The sequence below is a fragment of the Proteus sp. G2618 genome, assembly GCF_009915995.1.
GTDB classification, from domain to species: domain Bacteria; phylum Pseudomonadota; class Gammaproteobacteria; order Enterobacterales; family Enterobacteriaceae; genus Proteus; species Proteus terrae.
Genome location: NZ_JAABNI010000001.1, coordinates 94,250 through 113,049 on the forward strand (window position 1 = coordinate 94,250; position 18,800 = coordinate 113,049).

The window sequence follows — 18,800 nt, forward strand, 5'->3', positions numbered from 1 at the left end:
TCATTTAATGTTTAATAAAACACAGTAAAAAAGTGAGTTTTGCAAAAGAAATCGCACTATTAAAGTGCGATTTACATTTTTATAGCGTAAATATTACTTCGCTATTAGAGAATTATAATTCTCTATTAAATATTTATATTCATTTGAAATCGTATTTATGCTACCTGATATATCTTTATTCTCATTGAGTTTTTTCTCTAACACTTTTAACTCAATAACAAGTTGTTGGTATAATTCTAGATATTTTTTAACTGAATAATCAGTACTTTTCATATTTTCTTTATTTAGCAATGCTTCATCACCAAATACTTTTCCTAACTCAATTGATTGTTCCTCAATTTTTGTAATTGCAGCAGAGAGTGCAGCCACATCAATTTTATCTAGGTTCATTGAATCAAGAGTATTAGTTACTGTATCCAATGATTGCATAATTTGATAACGAACAACTAAGCCTTCTTTTTTCACTAATTCAAGCTCTTCAATATGCATTGCTTGGTAATAGTTTTCATATGCCTCAGCGGCTTTTTCTTTCTCATCGATTAGTTTGGCATAAGCATTTTTCACATCTTCATACAAAGTACTTGCTTGTGCGAAGCCATCTAAACGGTAAGTTTCCTTTACAACAAGATAATCGCCCAACTTCAGCAGTTTCTTATATAGATCAACATAACTTTCACCATAAGTATTCCCCACAGTATCTAGCTCTGGGAGTGTAGGAGAAAATGTTTTCATAAATTCAAAAGACTCTTGAGCGCGTTCGGCACCTGATTCGCTCAAATACATAGAGAAAGCACTTCTAACAGGCATTAGCGCACTGTTCGCTTTCATTCTTTTTATTTGATCAGTCTCTGCTTCATTTTCGAGTATTTTGAAAGGTGTTAGATCAAGGGTTTTGCCATTATCAGAACTTAAGCTTGTTAAAACTGTTTTTGTGTTATCTAAAAGACTGACGTTAATTGTTCCCGAAATTCTGCCAGTTTTTTTCTGAATTATGGTGCCAAAATCTTCGTTAAACGTTGCTAACCACAAGTTGCCTTTTTCAATTTTCTGGCTAAATTGAACTTCATCAGATTGAGTGTTTTTTGAATCAGGTTTAGATTGTGTTGTTTGCTCTGTCTTATTTTTATCTTGCGAAGGTATTCCTGTATTCGAATTTTCATTTGAATTATCACAACCTACTGCTGATATTAATAAAAGACTTATTATCGATGCCAATATGTTCTTTTTCATAATCCCTCATTATATTATTAAGTAATCAACCCGCTATAAACTATAATGAGTTTAATAATTAATGGCTATTATTTCTTAAATTAATTTGAAGCATCTCAATAATACTCTTGCTAAGAGTATCGAGCTTTGATTGATAACGTATATTTACTTAAATATAATGTTATATATTTATAAGTATTTTTTAAAGAATTTATAAATATCCTATATTAGCTATTTTCAATTCCTTCTTTTAACGCCTGAGCAATAAGCTTTAATATAAAATCAATAAAGCAGGTACTATCACTTTATTTATCAATGCAATAAAACATCATTTAAATCAATATATAATAAATTAAAAATAAAGAGTTTTCAGAAAAGTGCAGATTGTCATTAATGGTGAATCAACGATATTATAGTGTGTAAAATTATTTGGTTTTTGGTCTAAAAAGATATTTGGATCATTAAAACAATGAACTGAAACCTTGTGATATGATCACGCAATGCTTGTGAAATAGAACGATATGCGGTGTAACAACAGATTTTCACAAATAACTCAAAATTCAATACGTTAAGACAGACAACAACATGACTGACATTCAACACTTAGACTCCCACACACCAATGATGCAGCAGTATCTTAAGATTAAAGCAGAGCATCCTGAAATCTTACTGTTCTATCGTATGGGTGACTTTTATGAACTGTTTTTTGATGATGCCAAAAAAGCCTCTCGCTTATTAGATATTTCATTAACAAAACGAGGTCAGTCCGCAGGTCAACCTATTCCTATGGCAGGTGTTCCACATCATGCTGTTGAAAACTATCTCGCTAAATTAGTTCAACTAGGAGAATCTGTCGCTATTTGTGAACAAATTGGCGATCCTGCAACCAGTAAAGGCCCTGTTGAACGCAAAGTTATTCGTATTGTAACGCCAGGTACTGTCACTGATGAAGCCTTACTTGAAGAGCGCCAAGACAACCTTTTAGCGGCTATTTGGCAAGATAAAAATGGCGCATTTGGTTATGCAACGTTAGATATCACATCAGGGCGTTTTCGTGTTACTGAAATGCCAGATAGTGAAAGCATGACTGCCGAATTGCAACGTACTCATCCCGCGGAATTACTCTATCCAGAAACTTTTGAGTCGATGGCACTGATTGAGCGCCAGCAAGGCTTGCGCCGTCGCCCTATTTGGGAATTTGAACCAGAAACAGCAAAACAACAACTGAACCTGCAATTTGGTACTCGTGATTTAACAGGCTTTGGTGTTGAAAATGCACATTTGGCGCTCTGTGCTGCTGGGTGCTTATTACAATATGTAAAAGATACACAACGCACTGCATTGCCCCATATTCGTAACATCACTATGGAGCGTCCTCAAGATTCAATTATTTTAGATGCGGCGACTCGTCGAAATCTTGAATTAACACAGAATCTTGCAGGTGGTACCGATAACACACTCGCATCCGTACTTGACCTTTGTGTTACCCCGATGGGAAGCCGCATGCTGAAACGTTGGATACACTCGCCTTTGCGCCAACGTGAACAACTTATCAAACGCCAAGATGCTATTAGTGCATTACAGCCTCTCTATTTTGAACTGCAGCCTTTTTTACGACAAATTGGTGATCTAGAGCGAGTCTTAGCGCGTTTAGCACTACGTTCCGCACGTCCTCGTGATCTTTCTCGTATGCGCCATGCTTTCCAGCAATATCACGATATTCATCAAGTGCTTGAACAAGCTGATATGCCTTACATTAAAGAATTACAAAAGCGTATTAGCCAGTTCGATGAATTATGTGAATTACTTGAACATGCCATTGTTGAAACACCGCCTGTATTAGTACGTGACGGTGGTGTTATTGCCTCTGGTTATAATGCCGAATTAGATGAATGGCGTGCATTAGCCGATGGTGCAAGTGATTACCTTGATAAACTTGAAATCCGTGAACGTGAAAAATGGGGTATTGATACTCTAAAAGTTGGCTTTAATGGTGTACATGGCTATTACATCCAAGTCAGTCGCGGGCAAAGTAACTTAGTACCTATGCACTATGTTCGTCGTCAAACATTGAAAAATGCTGAACGTTATATTATTCCTGAATTAAAAGAGTATGAAGACAAGGTATTAACTTCTAAAGGTAAAGCATTAGCTATCGAAAAAATGCTTTATGAAGAGATTTTTGAAAAGCTACTACCTCACCTTACAGCATTACAAATTAGTGCAGAAGCTTTAGCTGAAACAGATGTTCTTTCTAACCTTGCAGAGCGTGCTGAGTCATTAAATTATACTCGCCCTGAATTAAGTGAAAAAACAGGTATTCAAATCACTGGGGGACGCCACCCAGTTGTTGAACAAGTCCTTAGCGAACCATTTATTTCAAATCCATTACAATTAGCACCTCAACGTCGCTTATTGATCATTACAGGCCCTAATATGGGTGGTAAAAGTACTTATATGCGCCAAGCTGCATTAATTACTTTACTTGCTTATATTGGTAGCTTTGTACCTGCTGAAAAAGCCTTAATTGGCCCTGTCGATCGCATCTTTACGCGTGTCGGTGCTTCTGATGATCTTGCTTCTGGACGTTCTACTTTTATGGTTGAAATGACAGAAACCGCTAATATTTTGCACAATGCAACTGAAAATAGCTTAGTCTTAATGGATGAAATTGGTCGGGGTACATCCACTTATGATGGGTTATCTCTTGCTTGGGCTTGTGCTGAAAACTTAGCAAATCGCATTAAAGCGATGACTCTCTTTGCAACCCACTATTTTGAATTAACTACCCTGCCTGAAAAACTTGAAGGCACTGCAAACATTCATTTAGATGCCGTTGAACATGGCGATACTATTGCCTTTATGCACAGCGTCCAAGAAGGCGCTGCAAGTAAAAGTTATGGTTTAGCGGTAGCGTCATTAGCGGGCGTGCCAAAAGAGGTGATCCGTCGCGCTAAGCAGAAGCTAAAAGAGCTTGAAATGCTATCAGGTCATACTGGCTCTGGTCATGTTGAAACGTCACAGCTGATGTTATTAACAGAAGCAGAGCCTTCTGCCATTGAATTAGCGTTAGATAAAATCGATCCTGATGCATTAACACCTCGACAAGCATTAGAACAACTCTATCGTTTAAAAGAGATGGCAAAATAAGTCATAACAAATACTAAATATTGATAGCAAAAAGGCTCTGTTTGATTTTTCAGAGCCTTTTTTATGGCTTATTTTATAATTTTTCAAATGAAGATAATCAAAGATAAATACAACATTAATTAATTGAAGCATGGCTATATTTCAGTCGCTCACCCAATAACAATAAAGTGTCTTCATCACCATAGTTGTCAAATAAGCGAACAAATGATGATAAAGCAGGATTAAACATCATATCGTCAGTAATTTTCTCATAAATTGTATAGCCATTTGTTTTTAATAAAAAAACTAGTGTAACCTTATCATCATTATAACCTTTATTTATAATTAAACTGTCATTACTTACCATTAAACCATTTATATATTTATAACCACTTTCATAAAAAGTCTTTAAATTGCCATCAGATTGACGTCGAACAACAGAATAGAGATCTCGATAAGCATGTTGAGTAATAAGATAAATATCACCATTAGCATTTTGGGCAACTTCTTTAACACGCAAAGGAAGCCAGCGTGTTTTTGTCACTTCTTTATTCACTAAATTTAGCGTGATTTCTAACGTATTTGTTGTGTAATGGTGGTTATAAAAAATAATGAGGGAATCATCTGATAAAGCGTAATGAAATTGTGTAAACTCACCGAAATCTTCAGCGTAATATTGCTTCACCAGATCTTCTGTATTAACTGAATATTCCCAGCTTTCACCTTCATCTAAACTTGTTAATATCGTCTTATTATCAACTAATACTAATTGCGATGTTGTTTGTGAAAAGAGTAATTTTCCACCAATAAGCGCTAAAGGGAAACGATAATAACTATTGTTAGCCTCTTGCCAAGGAATTAAATCTGCTACTATAAACTCTGTTAAATCTATAGTTTGCCGTCCCTGCTCTGTAAATAAAACACATTTATCGGCAACGCAATATGCGTTATAAAAGCTACCTTGACCTTGTGATACAAAGCGCAAGCCTTCTTTATCAGAAAAATACAGCGTATATTTTCTCTGGTTATCTTGGCGGTGAAGTCTGCCATAAATATCTACATCATATCGGCCACGATCAGATTCAGTTTTAATTAATATTCCGCTAGAAGCATAAAAAGTATTACGCCAATCATAGTGAGAATAAGGGTATGAAGATAATTCAGAAGAGCTTTCATTTTTCCATTGCCATTTAGAGGCGAATCCATGAAAAAGCACGCCATAAAAAAGCAGTAAGCTTAAAATAAATAAACTTGTGATAATGATAAAAGGCTTACGGAAAAAAGGATTCATTGACGCAACTCCGTAATATACAGGGGTTGTTTGCTTTCAACACATTGCTGCTGAAGTAAAAAATAGGTTTGATAACTGCTATTACCTTTTTCTGATAACAAAATATAAAGATTTGAAAATAAGGCAGTTAAAAAAGCAATGCCACTCATGATTAAGCCATAGATAATTCCCATACCTAAAAAGCTATCACCAATAGAATACCAATCCCATTTATCCCAATAATTGCCATTATCATAAACATCAGAAATAGAGAAACTTGCGACCATTGAGAAAATAAAAACACTGACTAATGCGACTATTAACAGTGATAAACGATATGTACGCTGGTGACCAATATATATTTGTCCTGATATTGTATAAGCACCATTATCTGTATGATTATAAACCCCCAAAATAACAGGTCCTGAGTTCTTATCTTCAGCTTGCCAAAAGAACAGTTCAACATCATCATCATCAGCAAGAAACAGATTATGATCAGAATAAAATAAGCGCTCTCTATAACTTAATACGAAAGGATGATTATCAATCAGGCAGGATACTTGCATTATCACCGTCTCACCATTGCGGTGATGCATTTTAATTCTATTACTACTATGAATTTGTATTATTCCTCGAACTCGTTGTACTTTACTTTGCTTTATTTGAGGAAACGATTTTTTAATCACAGTCAATGAAGGTAATGGTGCTGATTTTATTCCAGTAATAATGAGGCGCTCGCCATCTGGCGCTATCAAGGTTTGCTTGGCTATAACTTTATCTAACGCCTTTATTCTCTTTCTATGTTTGGGTCTGGTGCGCTGAAAATAGCGATAAGCTTTTTCTCCGATATAACTGATCCCCGCCATCACTGCGCCACATGCAATAACCATAGAAACAACGATAAAGAAATTCACTTCAAGATAGAGGATCGAAAAATAGCTCCAATAACCGCCAACAAGCGTCAGAATAAATGCAAGCAATAACCATTTTTGTTGTTTTGCTGTTAGCGTGAATTTTCTTTCAGGCTCAAGCCTTCCTTTAGTATCATGATAAATCCATTGCACCCAAAAACTGCCATCCTTCAATAATTCAGCACAGATTTTAAGTTCATCACCTTGTTTTAATCGTTTAAGAAAATCTTGAGAATTAGAAAAATCCTCTTCATTAAGATAGAAGTTTTTACCTGATGCTATTAATCTCACCATTCCATTCGGGGAGATTTTACTTTGGTTAAAATCGCAACGTTCTAATTTAACGTTTAAAAAATAATCTTTCATATCTTCCTTTATTACTTTCATCAGGCTAATAAGGTGCAAGACTGCGGTCTTGTTTTATCGTTTTAAGTCGCATAATACAAGATAAAGAAAAGCCGATTAGTAAATCCACTAATCGGCTTTGGTAATAACAATTTGTCAATTAAAGCTATAAACAGAACAAGGATGGCTAACTATGCTTTGAAAAGTGCTTCAATACATAATCCCTGACTTTGTAGAATGTCTTTTAAGCGACGCAGTCCTTCAACTTGAATTTGACGAACTCTTTCTCTTGTTAGACCAATTTCTCTACCAACATCTTCTAAAGTTTCTGCTTCATAGCCTAATAACCCAAAACGACGTGCTAATACTTCACGTTGCTTAGGATTCAATTCAAATAACCACTTTATGATATTTTCCTTGAGGTTATTATTTTGAATTGTTACTTCCGGCCCTTCTTCATTTTCGTCAGAGATAATATCGAGTAATGCTTTATCTGAATCACCACCAATTGGAGTATCAACAGAAGTAATACGTTCGTTTAAACGTAGCATCTTACTCACATCTTCAACTGGTTTATCAAGTGTTTGCGCAATTTCTTCAACACTAGGCTCATGATCGAGTTTATGTGCTAATTCTCTTGCTGTTCTTAAATAAACATTCAGCTCTTTAACGATATGAATGGGAAGGCGGATAGTACGAGTCTGGTTCATAATGGCACGTTCAATAGTTTGACGTATCCACCATGTCGCATAAGTTGAAAAACGGAAACCTTTTTCAGGATCAAATTTTTCAACAGCACGAATAAGTCCTAAGTTCCCTTCTTCAATCAAATCAAGCAGGGCAAGACCTCGGTTTGTATAACGACGAGAGATCTTAACAACTAAACGTAGGTTACTTTCTATCATTCGTTGTCTTGAAGGAATATCGCCTCGCAACGCTCTACGGGCAAAAAAAACTTCCTCTTCAGCGGTCAGCAACGGAGAATAACCAATTTCTCCTAAATAAAGCTGAGTTGCATCGAGCGCACGCTGGTTGACTCCTTCAATAAGTTCAATTTCATCTTGAGCATCAGACTCATTTTCTGCCTCTTTTGCAGCAACTTCATCGAACTCTTCCATGTTCTCTTCAATTTCATCTGTATATAACTCGTCTACTCTTAGCGTACTTTGGCTCATCAGCTGCTCCTACCCTTGATAATTTAGGTAAACGACTCCTAATTAAAGTCTATTTACCAGTTTATCGCTGTGTCACGACACAACGGGTTTACTGATTTTCCCTTGTAACGAATTACAAAATAAAAGATAACATAATCTATTTTACTGTTAATTTTATTCTTTCTTTATTCAATATATAACTTAACTATTGAGTGCAGGTTATTAACAGTTTTTTTATTATATTTTACGTATATCTATCTATGCGTAAAATTACTCTATTTGATGTACTATTTGTGACTATTTACATCTAAAAAAACAAATAAAAATCCATAATACTAAAATAATATCCAATAATTTATATTACGTACTATTATTAAAAAGATAATCTAATAAAGAAAATACCTACCTAAACAATAGGTTGTTTTATAGTTCATCTTTTCATAACAACGAATCTTTATTCATTTTTTATATAACAATTTTTAGCATACGCATTCATTGGTTGAGAATCAACCGTCTAATTTAACGTTATCTATAATTTTATATTGACCTCTCATTTTCAATAACCTTTAAATAAGCACTTATACTTAGACAAAATTTATTTTGTTTCAATATTTTAATTAATTACAGATAAGAAAAAGCCCTCTTCTTTTTGTAAAGGAGAGGGCTTAACTTTAGGATTATTCACTATACGTGTAAAAAATCACTTACCTATTTCTTAGGCAAATAACTCATTGGGTTGAGTGATTTTTCTTTATAACGGATCTCAAAGTGTAGTCGGACAGAACTAGTTCCTGAGCTACCCATTGTGGCAATTTGCTGGCCTGCATTCACATTTTGTTGTTCGCGCACTAAAATGGTGTCGTTATGTGCGTATGCGCTGAGGTATTCGTCATTATGCTTAATGATAACGAGGTTACCGTAACCACGTAATGCGCTACCAGCATAAACCACTTTACCCGCTGCGGTTGCAACAATTGGTGAACCTTTTGTACCACCGATATCGATACCTTTATTACCACCTGGCGCACTTGAATAGCTTTCGATGATATTACCTTGCGCAGGCCAAATCCACTTACCAGAAACCGTTGTTGGTGCTGATTTCGCTGTCGTTGTGGTATTCGTGTTGGTTGTTGGTGGCGGAGTCGTTGTTTTCGGCGGTGTTGTTGCCGGTTTAGTGATCAATGGCCCCATTGATGTGTTATTTGTCGGTTTCGTTTGAGCCGTTTGAACACCTGCACTACTTGGTTGATTGATAACGGATGTGTTCACATTTGTATTGGTTCCCGTATTGACTTGACGGTTACCAATATTCAGCACCTGCCCCACATTTAAACTGTAAGGCTCTGAAATATTATTCATTGATGCCAGCTCTTTTACATCGCTATCTGTTATCCAAGCGATATAAAACATGGTATCACCGCGTTTTACGGTGTACGTATTTCCGTTGTAGTTTCCTTTCGGAATACTGTCGTAGTTACGGTTATACACAATGCGTCCAGAGCCATCAGTACTTACATTTTGCGCTGCAACAGATGTTTGAGGACGAGATTGGTTTTGAGACTGAACCATGCCTCCATTAGACGAAGCGGAGTTCACCTTAATTGAAGGAGGAGGTGACGATTGTAAGGGGGTAGTTCTTTCAATAGGTGTCGCATTACTGTTAGTCATTACAGGTGCGGTTGATACCGTATTATTTGAAGAGCTATCATTTACAGAGGTAATTGGTGCAGGACGATAAGGTGTATCTGCACAGCCTGTTAATGCAAATCCAATTACCGAACACATGATTGCCCAGCGGACATGCTTAATTGGGCTTTCTGAATTCATACTTCCTTCTCCCTTTAAAAAGGCATTAGCATCTAGCAATTTGTCGAGTTAAACAAAAAGACTGCAATTTTTTGAAAATGTTTCATTTATTAGTGCAGATTACGACAAGCTATTAAAAAGCAGTAATAAAAAACGGTCAGATTTATCTGGAAGTTATGCTAACTCGCCTGCAATTAAAGGAACAAATCTAACTGTTTCTATAGATTGGTAGTGAAAATCATTACCTAAACGTCGGATAAACTTCAGTATTTGTTGTTGTTCACCAACAGGTATTATCATCCTGCCACCATCGGCTAACTGCATCAATAACTGTTGTGGTACTTCTGTTGCACATGCTGTCACTATTATGGCATTAAACGGCGCTTTTGATGACCAACCTTCCCATCCATCACCATGGCGTGTCGAGATGTTATGTAAATCAAGATGTTTGAAACGTCGTTTAGCTTGCCATTGCAATATTTTTATACGCTCAACAGAACTAACATGATGGACTAAATTTGCTAATACGGCCGTTTGATACCCCGAACCTGTACCAATTTCTAATACAGAATCTGTACTTTGTAATTCCAGTAATGTTGTCATTTTGGCAACAATATAAGGCTGTGAAATAGTTTGCCCATTGCCAATAGGCAAAGCCGTATTTTCGTAAGCCTTATGAGAAAGCGCTTCATCAATAAAAAGCTCTCTAGGTACTTTACTCATTGCTTCCAACAGGCTTTCATCCTTGATGCCATGCTGTTTTAACATTGTCAGTAAGTCTTTCATTGACCGACTTAACATGTTTTTTTGACCTCTGCTTTATTTAACCAGTTTTGTAGTAAATCAAGTGCTTTATACGCTGTTAAATCAACATGCAATGGAGTTATCGAAACATAACCTTCATCAACAGCAGCAAAATCTGTATCGGGACCTACATCATTTTTTTCACCTGGAGGCCCAATCCAATAAAGACTATTTCCTCTAGGATCGGTATGCGTATAAACATGTTGTGATGCATGACGACTACCACAGCGTGTAATACGGAAACCTTTTACTTCATCAATAGGAATATCAGGTACGTTAATATTGAGAATATTTCCGGCTCTTAAAGGTACTTGTTGTAACATTGCCAAGACTTCACAAGTTACTTGAGCTGCTGTCTCAAAGTGCGTTTCACCATCAAGTGAAACAGCAATGGCAGGTAAACCTAAAAAACGCCCTTCTGTTGCCGCAGCAACCGTACCTGAATAAATAACATCATCACCCAAATTAGGGCCATGATTAATACCAGAAACCACAATATCAGGACGAGGGCGCACTAAATGATTTACACCAAGATAAACACAATCTGTTGGTGTACCCTCAACAATCGCAATATCCCCGTTCTCAAGCTCTTGCTTACGTAGAGGTTTGTCGATTGTTAAAGAGTTAGATGCAGCACTACGATTGCGATCAGGTGCAACAATTTGTACATCATAACGCTGACGTAATGCTTTAGCGAGGGTCTGTATCCCCTTCGCCATCACACCATCGTCATTACTCACCAATATTTTCAGCATCATCATTCCCTAATAAAATTAATTCACGTACAACGCTAGTTGCAAAGCTTCCTGCAGGTAAAAAGAATGACAAAGAAACAGTGGTATCGTCTACCCAATTCCATGACATATTTTCTGGCAATACATTGATAGCACGTCTTGTATTATCAACGCGTTCTTGTCGAGCTAACGACCAGAAGGCTTCATATTCTGCCAGATTTTCAGTTTCAAAATCTAATGCTTGTGATTGTGTACCTAAATCACCTTTACCCGGTAAAGGTGCAGTAATATGAACATCATGCTCTTCATAACGAGTTTGTGTTTGAGTCAGCTCTGCTTCATCAACAACAAACCAGCTACCTCGCCCATGAAGTTGCATTGCATCACCGAGTATCACTTTTGAATATAAATCGCATTCCAATCTTTTGCTGACAATATGATTAAACATCGCACTACGGGCTGCGGAGAGATAAAAGCTACGCTTTCCTCGTTCTTTTACGCGGATTTCGTCTGTTGCCCAACGCATGGCTTGTCGTAAATTATCACCATTACGACCAAATCGTTGAGCACCAAAATAGTTAGGGATGCCTTTTGCTTTTATTTGCGCCAAACGAGCATCAACAAAATTGCGATCAGAAATATCTCGTAGCACCAATGTAAAGTGATTACCTTTTAGTGTTCCTATACGTAATTTACGTTGCTGACGAGTCGTTTCTAGAATTTCACAACCTTCTAAAGCGAGTTGGCTGAAATCAGGCATCTCTTTACCCGGCATACGCAGACAAAACCATTGTTCAGTCACTGCATTTCTGTCTTTTAGACCAGCGTAACTAGCATCACGAGGATGGATCCCAACAAATTTTGCTAATTTTTCAGCAACAAAAGCCGTATTACAACCTGTTTTTCTGATTTTCACCATGACATGCTCACCTTCACCATCAAGGGTGAAGCCAAGATCTTCACAGACAATAAAATCTTCAGGAATTGACTTTAACAAACCTGTTGCTTGTGGTTTTCCATGTAACCAACGGAGTTCGGGTAAATCACTCATTCAGGTAATGACTCTTTCATTAGTAAAACAACGGCTTCACAGGCAATGCCTTCTTTTCTACCGACAAATCCAAGCTTTTCTGTTGTGGTCGCTTTCACATTGATGTCATCAACGTGGCAATGAAGATCTTCTGCAATATTGACGCGCATTTGTGGTGTATGAGGTAGCATTTTGGGAGCTTGAGCAATGATCGTGACATCTAAATTGCCAATTCGGTAACCTTTTTCTCTTACCCGTGAGAAGGCTTCACGAAGGAGTACACGGCTATCTGCGCCTTTGTATGCGGGATCGGTATCAGGAAACAATGTGCCAATATCACCCATTGCCACCGCACCTAAAATAGCATCTGTAACTGCATGTAATACTACATCGCCATCAGAGTGAGCTAATAGCCCTTGTTCATAAGGAACTCTGACACCGCCAATAATAATAGGGCCTTCACCACCAAATTTATGTACGTCGTAACCGTGTCCAATTCTCATTTATTATGTGTTCCTTATACTGATGATTTGGCGTGAGAGGAAAAACTCTGCAAGCGCTAAATCTTCTGGCTGAGTAACTTTGATATTATCTGCACGACCTTTGACTAATAAAGGTTCATATCCAGCAAACTCCATCGCTGAGGCTTCATCAGTGATCGTTGCTTTTTGAGAGAGTGCATTTTCTATATTTTGTTTTAATAACAATGCAGGAAAGAATTGTGGCGTTAAAGCATGCCATAGCGTTGTTCTTTCTACTGTTTGTTCAATATGGTTATCTTGGTGATGACTACGTTTCATTGTATCGCGAACCGGTGTCGCAAGAATGCCACCACAAAAGTGAGGTTTCATCACGTTTTCATCAATGAGTTTAATTAGATGATCAAGATCGCCAAAATGTAGGCAAGGTCTTGCTGCATCGTGAACTAATGCCCATGTGTTTTCAGGAAAATGTTGAGTGACATATTCTAAACCTGACAATACGGAGTCAGCGCGTTCACCACCACCATCAACCGTAATTATTCTTTTATCTTGCGCTAAAGGTAAAGTGTGAAAGTAGCTGTCATTAGGGCTGATTGCCACGATAATTTGCGTTATACGTGGGTGTTTCAATAAGGCATTAATGGTATGTTCAAGAATAGTCAATCCGCCAATCTTCAAATATTGTTTTGGGCAGACTGATTGCATTCGACTTCCGATACCGGCTGCCGGAATAACGGCAACAATAGGAAGAGTAGAGTTTGTTATATTCATTATGATATTTGTATCAGGACACACTATTAATTCAATAAATTAACGACGTGGTTGAGATTTATCGCTCACAATACGGAAAAATGTCTCATTAGGCTTTATCATTCCTAATTCACTACGAGCACGCTCTTCTAACGCTTCTTGCCCGCCATTGAGGTCATCAATCTCTGCAAATAGACGATCATTACGCTCTTTTAGCTGCGTATTTTGCGCCAATGCAGATTCAACTTCTTGAGTTACTTTGTTGTAATCATGGATACCATTTTTACCTAACCACAATGAATATTGTAGCCAGCCAAGTAAAATCAGAAGTAAGACTGTTAATTTCCCCATTACCACCCCCAAGATTAATGGGCTAATCATCCCACAACTCAACCACAGACGCCACAAAAGTGCTGGAATATATTACATTATTATTCCCATTATCCTCACTATAAACGTGGATGACTTCTATAAAATTCAGATTAAGGTTTAATTTTTTCTTATTAAGATGAAGTGCTATGGGGGTTATTTATAAATAAATGGGCTCTTAATTAATGCGTAAGTCGCATTTGAAATAGTATGGCGTAATATGCATATTTTACTTTAAATACATACATTATCTCTACACATCCTCCCTTTTTGTGTGGGGGTGTGTAGAGATAATTTAATGCCATCATAAAATTAACAGTAAATTTTTTTTTGCCGTAAGTATGTGGTGATTTGTTGGATAAGGGTATTTATAGGAAGTGTGCCGTCTAAATGTAATTCGGGATCAATGGGCCGTTCATAAGGCGAATCGATACCTGAAAATTCCTTTATCTCACCTCGTCTTGCTTTTTGATAAAGTCCTTTCGGATCACGGGCTTCACAAACAGAAAGTGGCGTATCAACGAAGATCTCAATAAATCTTCCTTGCTCAAAACGATCTCTAACTTGTTGTCTGTCTTTTTGGTAAGGCGAGATAAAAGCCGTTAAGACAATCAGTCCCGCATCTACCATCAATTTAGCCACTTCACCCACACGACGGATATTTTCGTGCCTATCTTCTGCACTAAATCCAAGATCACGACATAATCCATAACGTAAGTTATCTCCATCTAATAGATAAGTATGGATGAGTGAATGCTTTTGTGAGTAATGATAAAGCGCTTGTTCTAGCGCATCGGCAAGTGTGGATTTACCAGAGCCAGATAAGCCTGTAAACCAAAGCACACATCCTTTGTGTGTTTGTTGTGATTCGCGTTCATTTAATCCAATTTTATGGGGATGCCAAACAATATCGTTGCTTATCACCACTATTTTCCTCCAAGAAGATCTCTTGCTCCCCAATGGGGAAAATGGCGACGGATAAGCTGGTTTAACTCGATTTCAAAAGCATCATATTGTGTCGTGGTTTGTATCGCGTTATCTCTTGTTTCTCGAATAAGTCCAGCACCAACAGTGACATTGCTTAGTCGATCAATAAAAATAAGCCCGCCCATATCGGCATTGGTTTGATAGTTATCCAGCACTAATGGCTCTTCAAATGAGGCTTCAACACTACCTATTGCATTTAAACTTAAGTTATCCGTAACTTGTTGAGTAAGCTTATTCACATCCACTTGATAATGAATATTCTCTATTTTGACGCGGCTTTTTTTGCCTACGATCTTGATGTCTAGAGTATGCCCTTGTACTAAAGGTTGCTCTGACATCCACACTACGTCAATTAATGCATGAGTACTAATATTGGGGGTTGTATCGTTATCATCAACGATAATATCCCCACGACTAATATCAATTTCATCCGCCAAAACCAGTGTAATTGCTTGCCCTGCTTTGGCTTGTGTTAAATCACCGTCAAAAGTGACAATACGTTTAATCGTTGTCTGTTTTCCTGAAGGTAGTACTTTGATTTGTTGCCCTTGATAAAGCACGCCCGAAGACACCGTACCGCTGTATCCTCTAAAATCTAAATCTGGACGATTCACATATTGCACAGGGAAACGCAGTGGTTGCACGTCTGAACCTAATTTAACCGGCGCATCTTCCAATAATGAAAGCAACGTTTTTCCTTGATACCAAGACATATTTAATGAGGAAGAAACCACATTGTCACCATCAAGGGCAGAAATAGGAACAAACTCAATGGTTAGATCCGTTGGGAGTTGATCGGCAAAATGAAGATAATCTTGTTGGATCGAATCAAAGGTTGCTTGCTGATAATCCACTAGATCCATTTTATTGATTGCAACGATTAAATGGCGGATCCCAAGGAGTGTGCTGATAAAACTGTGTCGCCGTGTTTGTTCTTGTACGCCTTTTCGAGCATCGATCAGCAGAATAGAAAGTGAACTTGTTGATGCACCTGTCGCCATATTGCGGGTATATTGAGCATGTCCCGGTGTGTCAGCAATAATAAACTTACGCTTTGAAGTTGAAAAATAGCGATAAGCAACATCAATAGTGATCCCTTGCTCTCTTTCTGCCGCTAATCCATCCACCAGCAAAGCAAGATCGAGCTTTTCACCTTGAGTGCCGATCTTTTTACTTTCATTTTGTAATGTAGAAAGCTGATCTTCATAGATCTGCCTTGTGTCATGAAGTAAACGTCCTATTAATGTGCTTTTTCCATCATCGACATTGCCACAGGTTAGAAATCGCAGTAATCCTTTATTCTGTTGAGTCTTGAGATAGCGCTCTACACCGCCCTGTTGCGCGATTTCACCTGCAACAAGCTGATTCGTTTTTACGGCTAAAAGTCCCATATTTCCTCCGATTAAAAATAACCTTGGCGTTTTTTCAGTTCCATCGATGCCGACTGATCACTGTCAATTAAACGCCCTTGTCGTTCACTGCTGGTGGAAATCAGCATTTCTTCAATAATGGCCGGTAGAGTCTCTGCTTGTGAATGAATGGCACCAGTTAATGGCCAGCATCCCAGCGTTCTAAATCTTACTTTTTGCTGTGAGATCACTTCACCGGGTTTTAGATCGATTCTGTCGTCATCTACCATGATTAAAGTACCATCTCGTTCAATAACCGGCCTATTTTTTGCAAAATAGAGCGGAACGATGTCGATATTTTCTAAATAGATATATTGCCAAATATCGAGTTCTGTCCAATTAGATAACGGAAACACACGAATACTTTCACCTTTATTAATCTGTCCGTTATAGTTTTTCCATAATTCAGGGCGTTGGTTTTTCGGATCCCAGCGATGCTTTCTATCTCTAAACGAATAGATACGTTCTTTAGCTCGTGATTTTTCTTCGTCACGGCGCGCACCACCAAATGCCGCATCAAACCCATATTTGTCTAAGGCTTGCTTTAGTCCTTCGGTTTTCATGATATCTGTGTGTTTTGCACTACCATGAATAAACGGATTGATCCCAAGTTCTACCCCTTGTGGATTTCGATAAACCTTAAGATCAAAGTCATATTCTTTAGCCGTTTTATCTCGAAATTCATACATTTCTCGAAACTTCCAGCCCGTATCAACATGCAACAAAGGAAAAGGTAATTTCGCGGGATAAAATGCCTTACGAGCTAAATGCAACATCACCGAGGAATCTTTGCCTATTGAATAAAGCATGACGGGATTTTCAAATTCAGCGACAACCTCACGCAGAATATAAATACTTTCTGCTTCTAATTGCTGAAGATGGGTTAACTGTGTTTCATTCATAACAACCTCGTTTAGGCAAAATGAACCAAAGGTGAATGGAGTGACGGTAAGGATTGATAAGCGTATCTATCACCAAACCACGCAAGTTGGTGATGTAGTGCAGCGACTTCTCCCACAATTAATAAAGCGGGAGTCGGTGCTTTTTCAGCTAACTGCGCTAATTGTGTTAGATTTCCCGTGAAGACCTGCTGATCACCACGAGTGCCACAACTAATCACCGCGATAGGCGTTAATGGAGAACGTCCTAGTTTGATTAAACGCTGGCTAATAAGCTCTGCTTTTGCTGTTCCCATATAAATAGCGAGAGTGTGGTTAGCTTGCGCTAACGATGCCCAATCCGGCTCGATCCCATCCGTTTTACAATGCCCTGTCATAAAGGTGACACTTTGAGCATATTGTCGGTGGGTTAACGGGATCCCCGCATAGGCACTAGCTCCGCTCGCTGCAGTGATCCCCGGTACAACTTGAAAAGAGATCCCATGCGCGATAGCAACTTCAATTTCTTCACCACCACGTCCAAAAATAAAGGGATCGCCACCTTTTAATCGAACAACGCGTTTACCAAGTTGCGCATATTTCACAATAAGTGCATTGGTTTCTTCTTGAGAAACACTATGGTGTCCCGCTCTTTTACCTACACAAATAGTGTCAGCATCACGGCGAACAAGCTCTAAAACCTCTGGGCTCACTAAACTGTCGTAGAGCACAACTTCAGCTTGTTGAATAACCTGTAAACCGCGCAGTGTTAATAACCCTGCATCACCGGGACCAGCCCCAACCAATGCAAGTTCGCCTTGTTGGCACTCTTTTTGTTTCAATTGTTGTTCAAGCAAGGCTTCTGCTTGTGCTAATTGATCGCTTGCCACTAAAGAAGCAAATTTACCGCTGAAAGCTTGCTCCCAAAAACGACAACGAGCTTGAAAAGTCTCTAAGTGCTGTTTCACTTTGTTGCGCCATTTTCCTGCTATTGTCGCCATTGCGCCTAATGAACTTGGCAATAAGGCTTCTAACTTTTCACGGATCATTCGCACTAAAACAGGTGCTTTTCCTGCTGATGAAATGGCAATCAAAATAGGATTTCTATCGATAATGGCAGGAAAAATAAATGAGCATTGAGGTTGTGAATCCACCACATTGACAAAAATATGCCGTGCTTGTGCATCAAGATAAACTTGCTGATTAAGCACACTGTCATCAGTGGCTACAATTACAAGCATCATTCCTAATAGATGTTCAGATTGATATTTTGCTGATACCCATTCAATTTTATCTTGCTGATAGGCGAGGTGTAATTCATCACACAACTGAGGTGCAATCACCCTTAAGCGAGCGCCAGCTCTTAACAACAGCAAAGCTTTACGCGCAGCAACATGACCACCACCAACCAATAACACTGGGCGTTCTTTTAATTCCACAAATAAGGGTAGGTAATCCATACGCGCATTTCACCTTCGTTGTTCACTTTATAACTAACGACTATAAAAGGTGCTTTAGAAGTTATGAAATGAC

General features: G+C 38.1%; 16 protein-coding genes. 1 reads left to right on the top strand and 15 read right to left on the bottom strand.

Annotated elements, in window-relative coordinates; genetic code table 11:
* Positions 1-93: 93 nt before the first annotated feature.
* A complete protein-coding gene (locus tag GWJ01_RS00425) occupies positions 94-1,230 on the bottom strand; it encodes a DUF3829 domain-containing protein (protein WP_109401397.1) in 1,137 nt (378 codons plus the stop codon).
* Between the two features lie 564 nt (positions 1,231-1,794).
* On the opposite strand from GWJ01_RS00425, the gene mutS reads away from it, so the two are divergent.
* On the top strand, positions 1,795-4,359 hold the full coding sequence (gene mutS / locus GWJ01_RS00430) for a DNA mismatch repair protein MutS (RefSeq protein ID WP_109395454.1): 2,565 nt from the start codon (positions 1,795-1,797) through the stop codon (positions 4,357-4,359).
* A 115-nt stretch (positions 4,360-4,474) separates the two neighbouring features.
* Here mutS and GWJ01_RS00435 read toward each other — a convergent pair whose 3' ends face one another.
* The 14 genes from GWJ01_RS00435 to cysG form a co-directional block, all read right to left on the bottom strand.
* On the bottom strand, positions 4,475-5,629 hold the full coding sequence (locus tag GWJ01_RS00435; RefSeq protein WP_161710567.1) for a hypothetical protein: 1,155 nt from the start codon (positions 5,627-5,629) through the stop codon (positions 4,475-4,477).
* Positions 5,626-6,885 (bottom strand): hypothetical protein, encoded by a 1,260-nt coding sequence (locus GWJ01_RS00440; RefSeq protein ID WP_109401394.1) that lies wholly within the window; start codon positions 6,883-6,885, stop codon positions 5,626-5,628. The genes GWJ01_RS00435 and GWJ01_RS00440 overlap by 4 nt, the downstream gene beginning before the upstream one ends.
* A 170-nt stretch (positions 6,886-7,055) precedes the next feature.
* A complete protein-coding gene (gene rpoS / locus GWJ01_RS00445) occupies positions 7,056-8,039 on the bottom strand; it encodes an RNA polymerase sigma factor RpoS (protein WP_075673787.1) in 984 nt (327 codons plus the stop codon).
* 687 nt (positions 8,040-8,726) lie between these two features.
* On the bottom strand, positions 8,727-9,845 hold the full coding sequence (nlpD, locus tag GWJ01_RS00450) for a murein hydrolase activator NlpD (RefSeq protein WP_161710568.1): 1,119 nt from the start codon (positions 9,843-9,845) through the stop codon (positions 8,727-8,729).
* Positions 9,846-9,998: 153 nt separating this feature from the next.
* Positions 9,999-10,625 carry a protein-L-isoaspartate(D-aspartate) O-methyltransferase gene (locus GWJ01_RS00455; protein WP_075673789.1) on the bottom strand — a complete coding sequence of 209 codons (627 nt, stop codon included), beginning with the start codon at positions 10,623-10,625 and terminating at the stop codon, positions 9,999-10,001.
* Complete coding sequence (gene surE / locus GWJ01_RS00460; RefSeq protein ID WP_109395450.1) at positions 10,619-11,383, bottom strand: 5'/3'-nucleotidase SurE; 765 nt, start codon at positions 11,381-11,383, stop codon at positions 10,619-10,621. Before surE ends, GWJ01_RS00455 begins: the two co-directional genes overlap by 7 nt.
* Positions 11,361-12,413, bottom strand: a complete 1,053-nt coding sequence (gene truD / locus GWJ01_RS00465) for a tRNA pseudouridine(13) synthase TruD (protein WP_109401392.1) — start codon at positions 12,411-12,413, stop codon at positions 11,361-11,363. Before truD ends, surE begins: the two co-directional genes overlap by 23 nt.
* Entirely contained in the window at positions 12,410-12,895 is a 486-nt protein-coding gene (gene ispF, locus GWJ01_RS00470) for a 2-C-methyl-D-erythritol 2,4-cyclodiphosphate synthase (protein ID WP_109395448.1), read from the bottom strand. Before ispF ends, truD begins: the two co-directional genes overlap by 4 nt.
* A 3-nt stretch (positions 12,896-12,898) precedes the next feature.
* Positions 12,899-13,645 carry a 2-C-methyl-D-erythritol 4-phosphate cytidylyltransferase gene (gene ispD, locus GWJ01_RS00475; protein ID WP_109395447.1) on the bottom strand — a complete coding sequence of 249 codons (747 nt, stop codon included), beginning with the start codon at positions 13,643-13,645 and terminating at the stop codon, positions 12,899-12,901.
* 39 nt (positions 13,646-13,684) lie between these two features.
* Positions 13,685-13,975 (bottom strand): cell division protein FtsB, encoded by a 291-nt coding sequence (gene ftsB / locus GWJ01_RS00480; RefSeq protein ID WP_036913758.1) that lies wholly within the window; start codon positions 13,973-13,975, stop codon positions 13,685-13,687.
* 330 nt (positions 13,976-14,305) lie between these two features.
* Positions 14,306-14,920, bottom strand: coding sequence for an adenylyl-sulfate kinase (gene cysC / locus GWJ01_RS00485; RefSeq protein WP_109395446.1), 615 nt, complete (start codon positions 14,918-14,920; stop codon positions 14,306-14,308).
* The gene (gene cysN, locus GWJ01_RS00490; RefSeq protein WP_161710569.1) at positions 14,920-16,371 is read right to left on the bottom strand and encodes a sulfate adenylyltransferase subunit CysN; all 1,452 of its coding nucleotides are present in this window, start codon (positions 16,369-16,371) and stop codon (positions 14,920-14,922) included. The genes cysC and cysN overlap by 1 nt, the downstream gene beginning before the upstream one ends.
* An 11-nt stretch (positions 16,372-16,382) precedes the next feature.
* On the bottom strand, positions 16,383-17,291 hold the full coding sequence (cysD, locus tag GWJ01_RS00495; protein WP_161710570.1) for a sulfate adenylyltransferase subunit CysD: 909 nt from the start codon (positions 17,289-17,291) through the stop codon (positions 16,383-16,385).
* Between the two features lie 11 nt (positions 17,292-17,302).
* Positions 17,303-18,727 (bottom strand): siroheme synthase CysG, encoded by a 1,425-nt coding sequence (gene cysG, locus GWJ01_RS00500; protein ID WP_109395443.1) that lies wholly within the window; start codon positions 18,725-18,727, stop codon positions 17,303-17,305.
* Positions 18,728-18,800 lie beyond the last annotated feature (73 nt).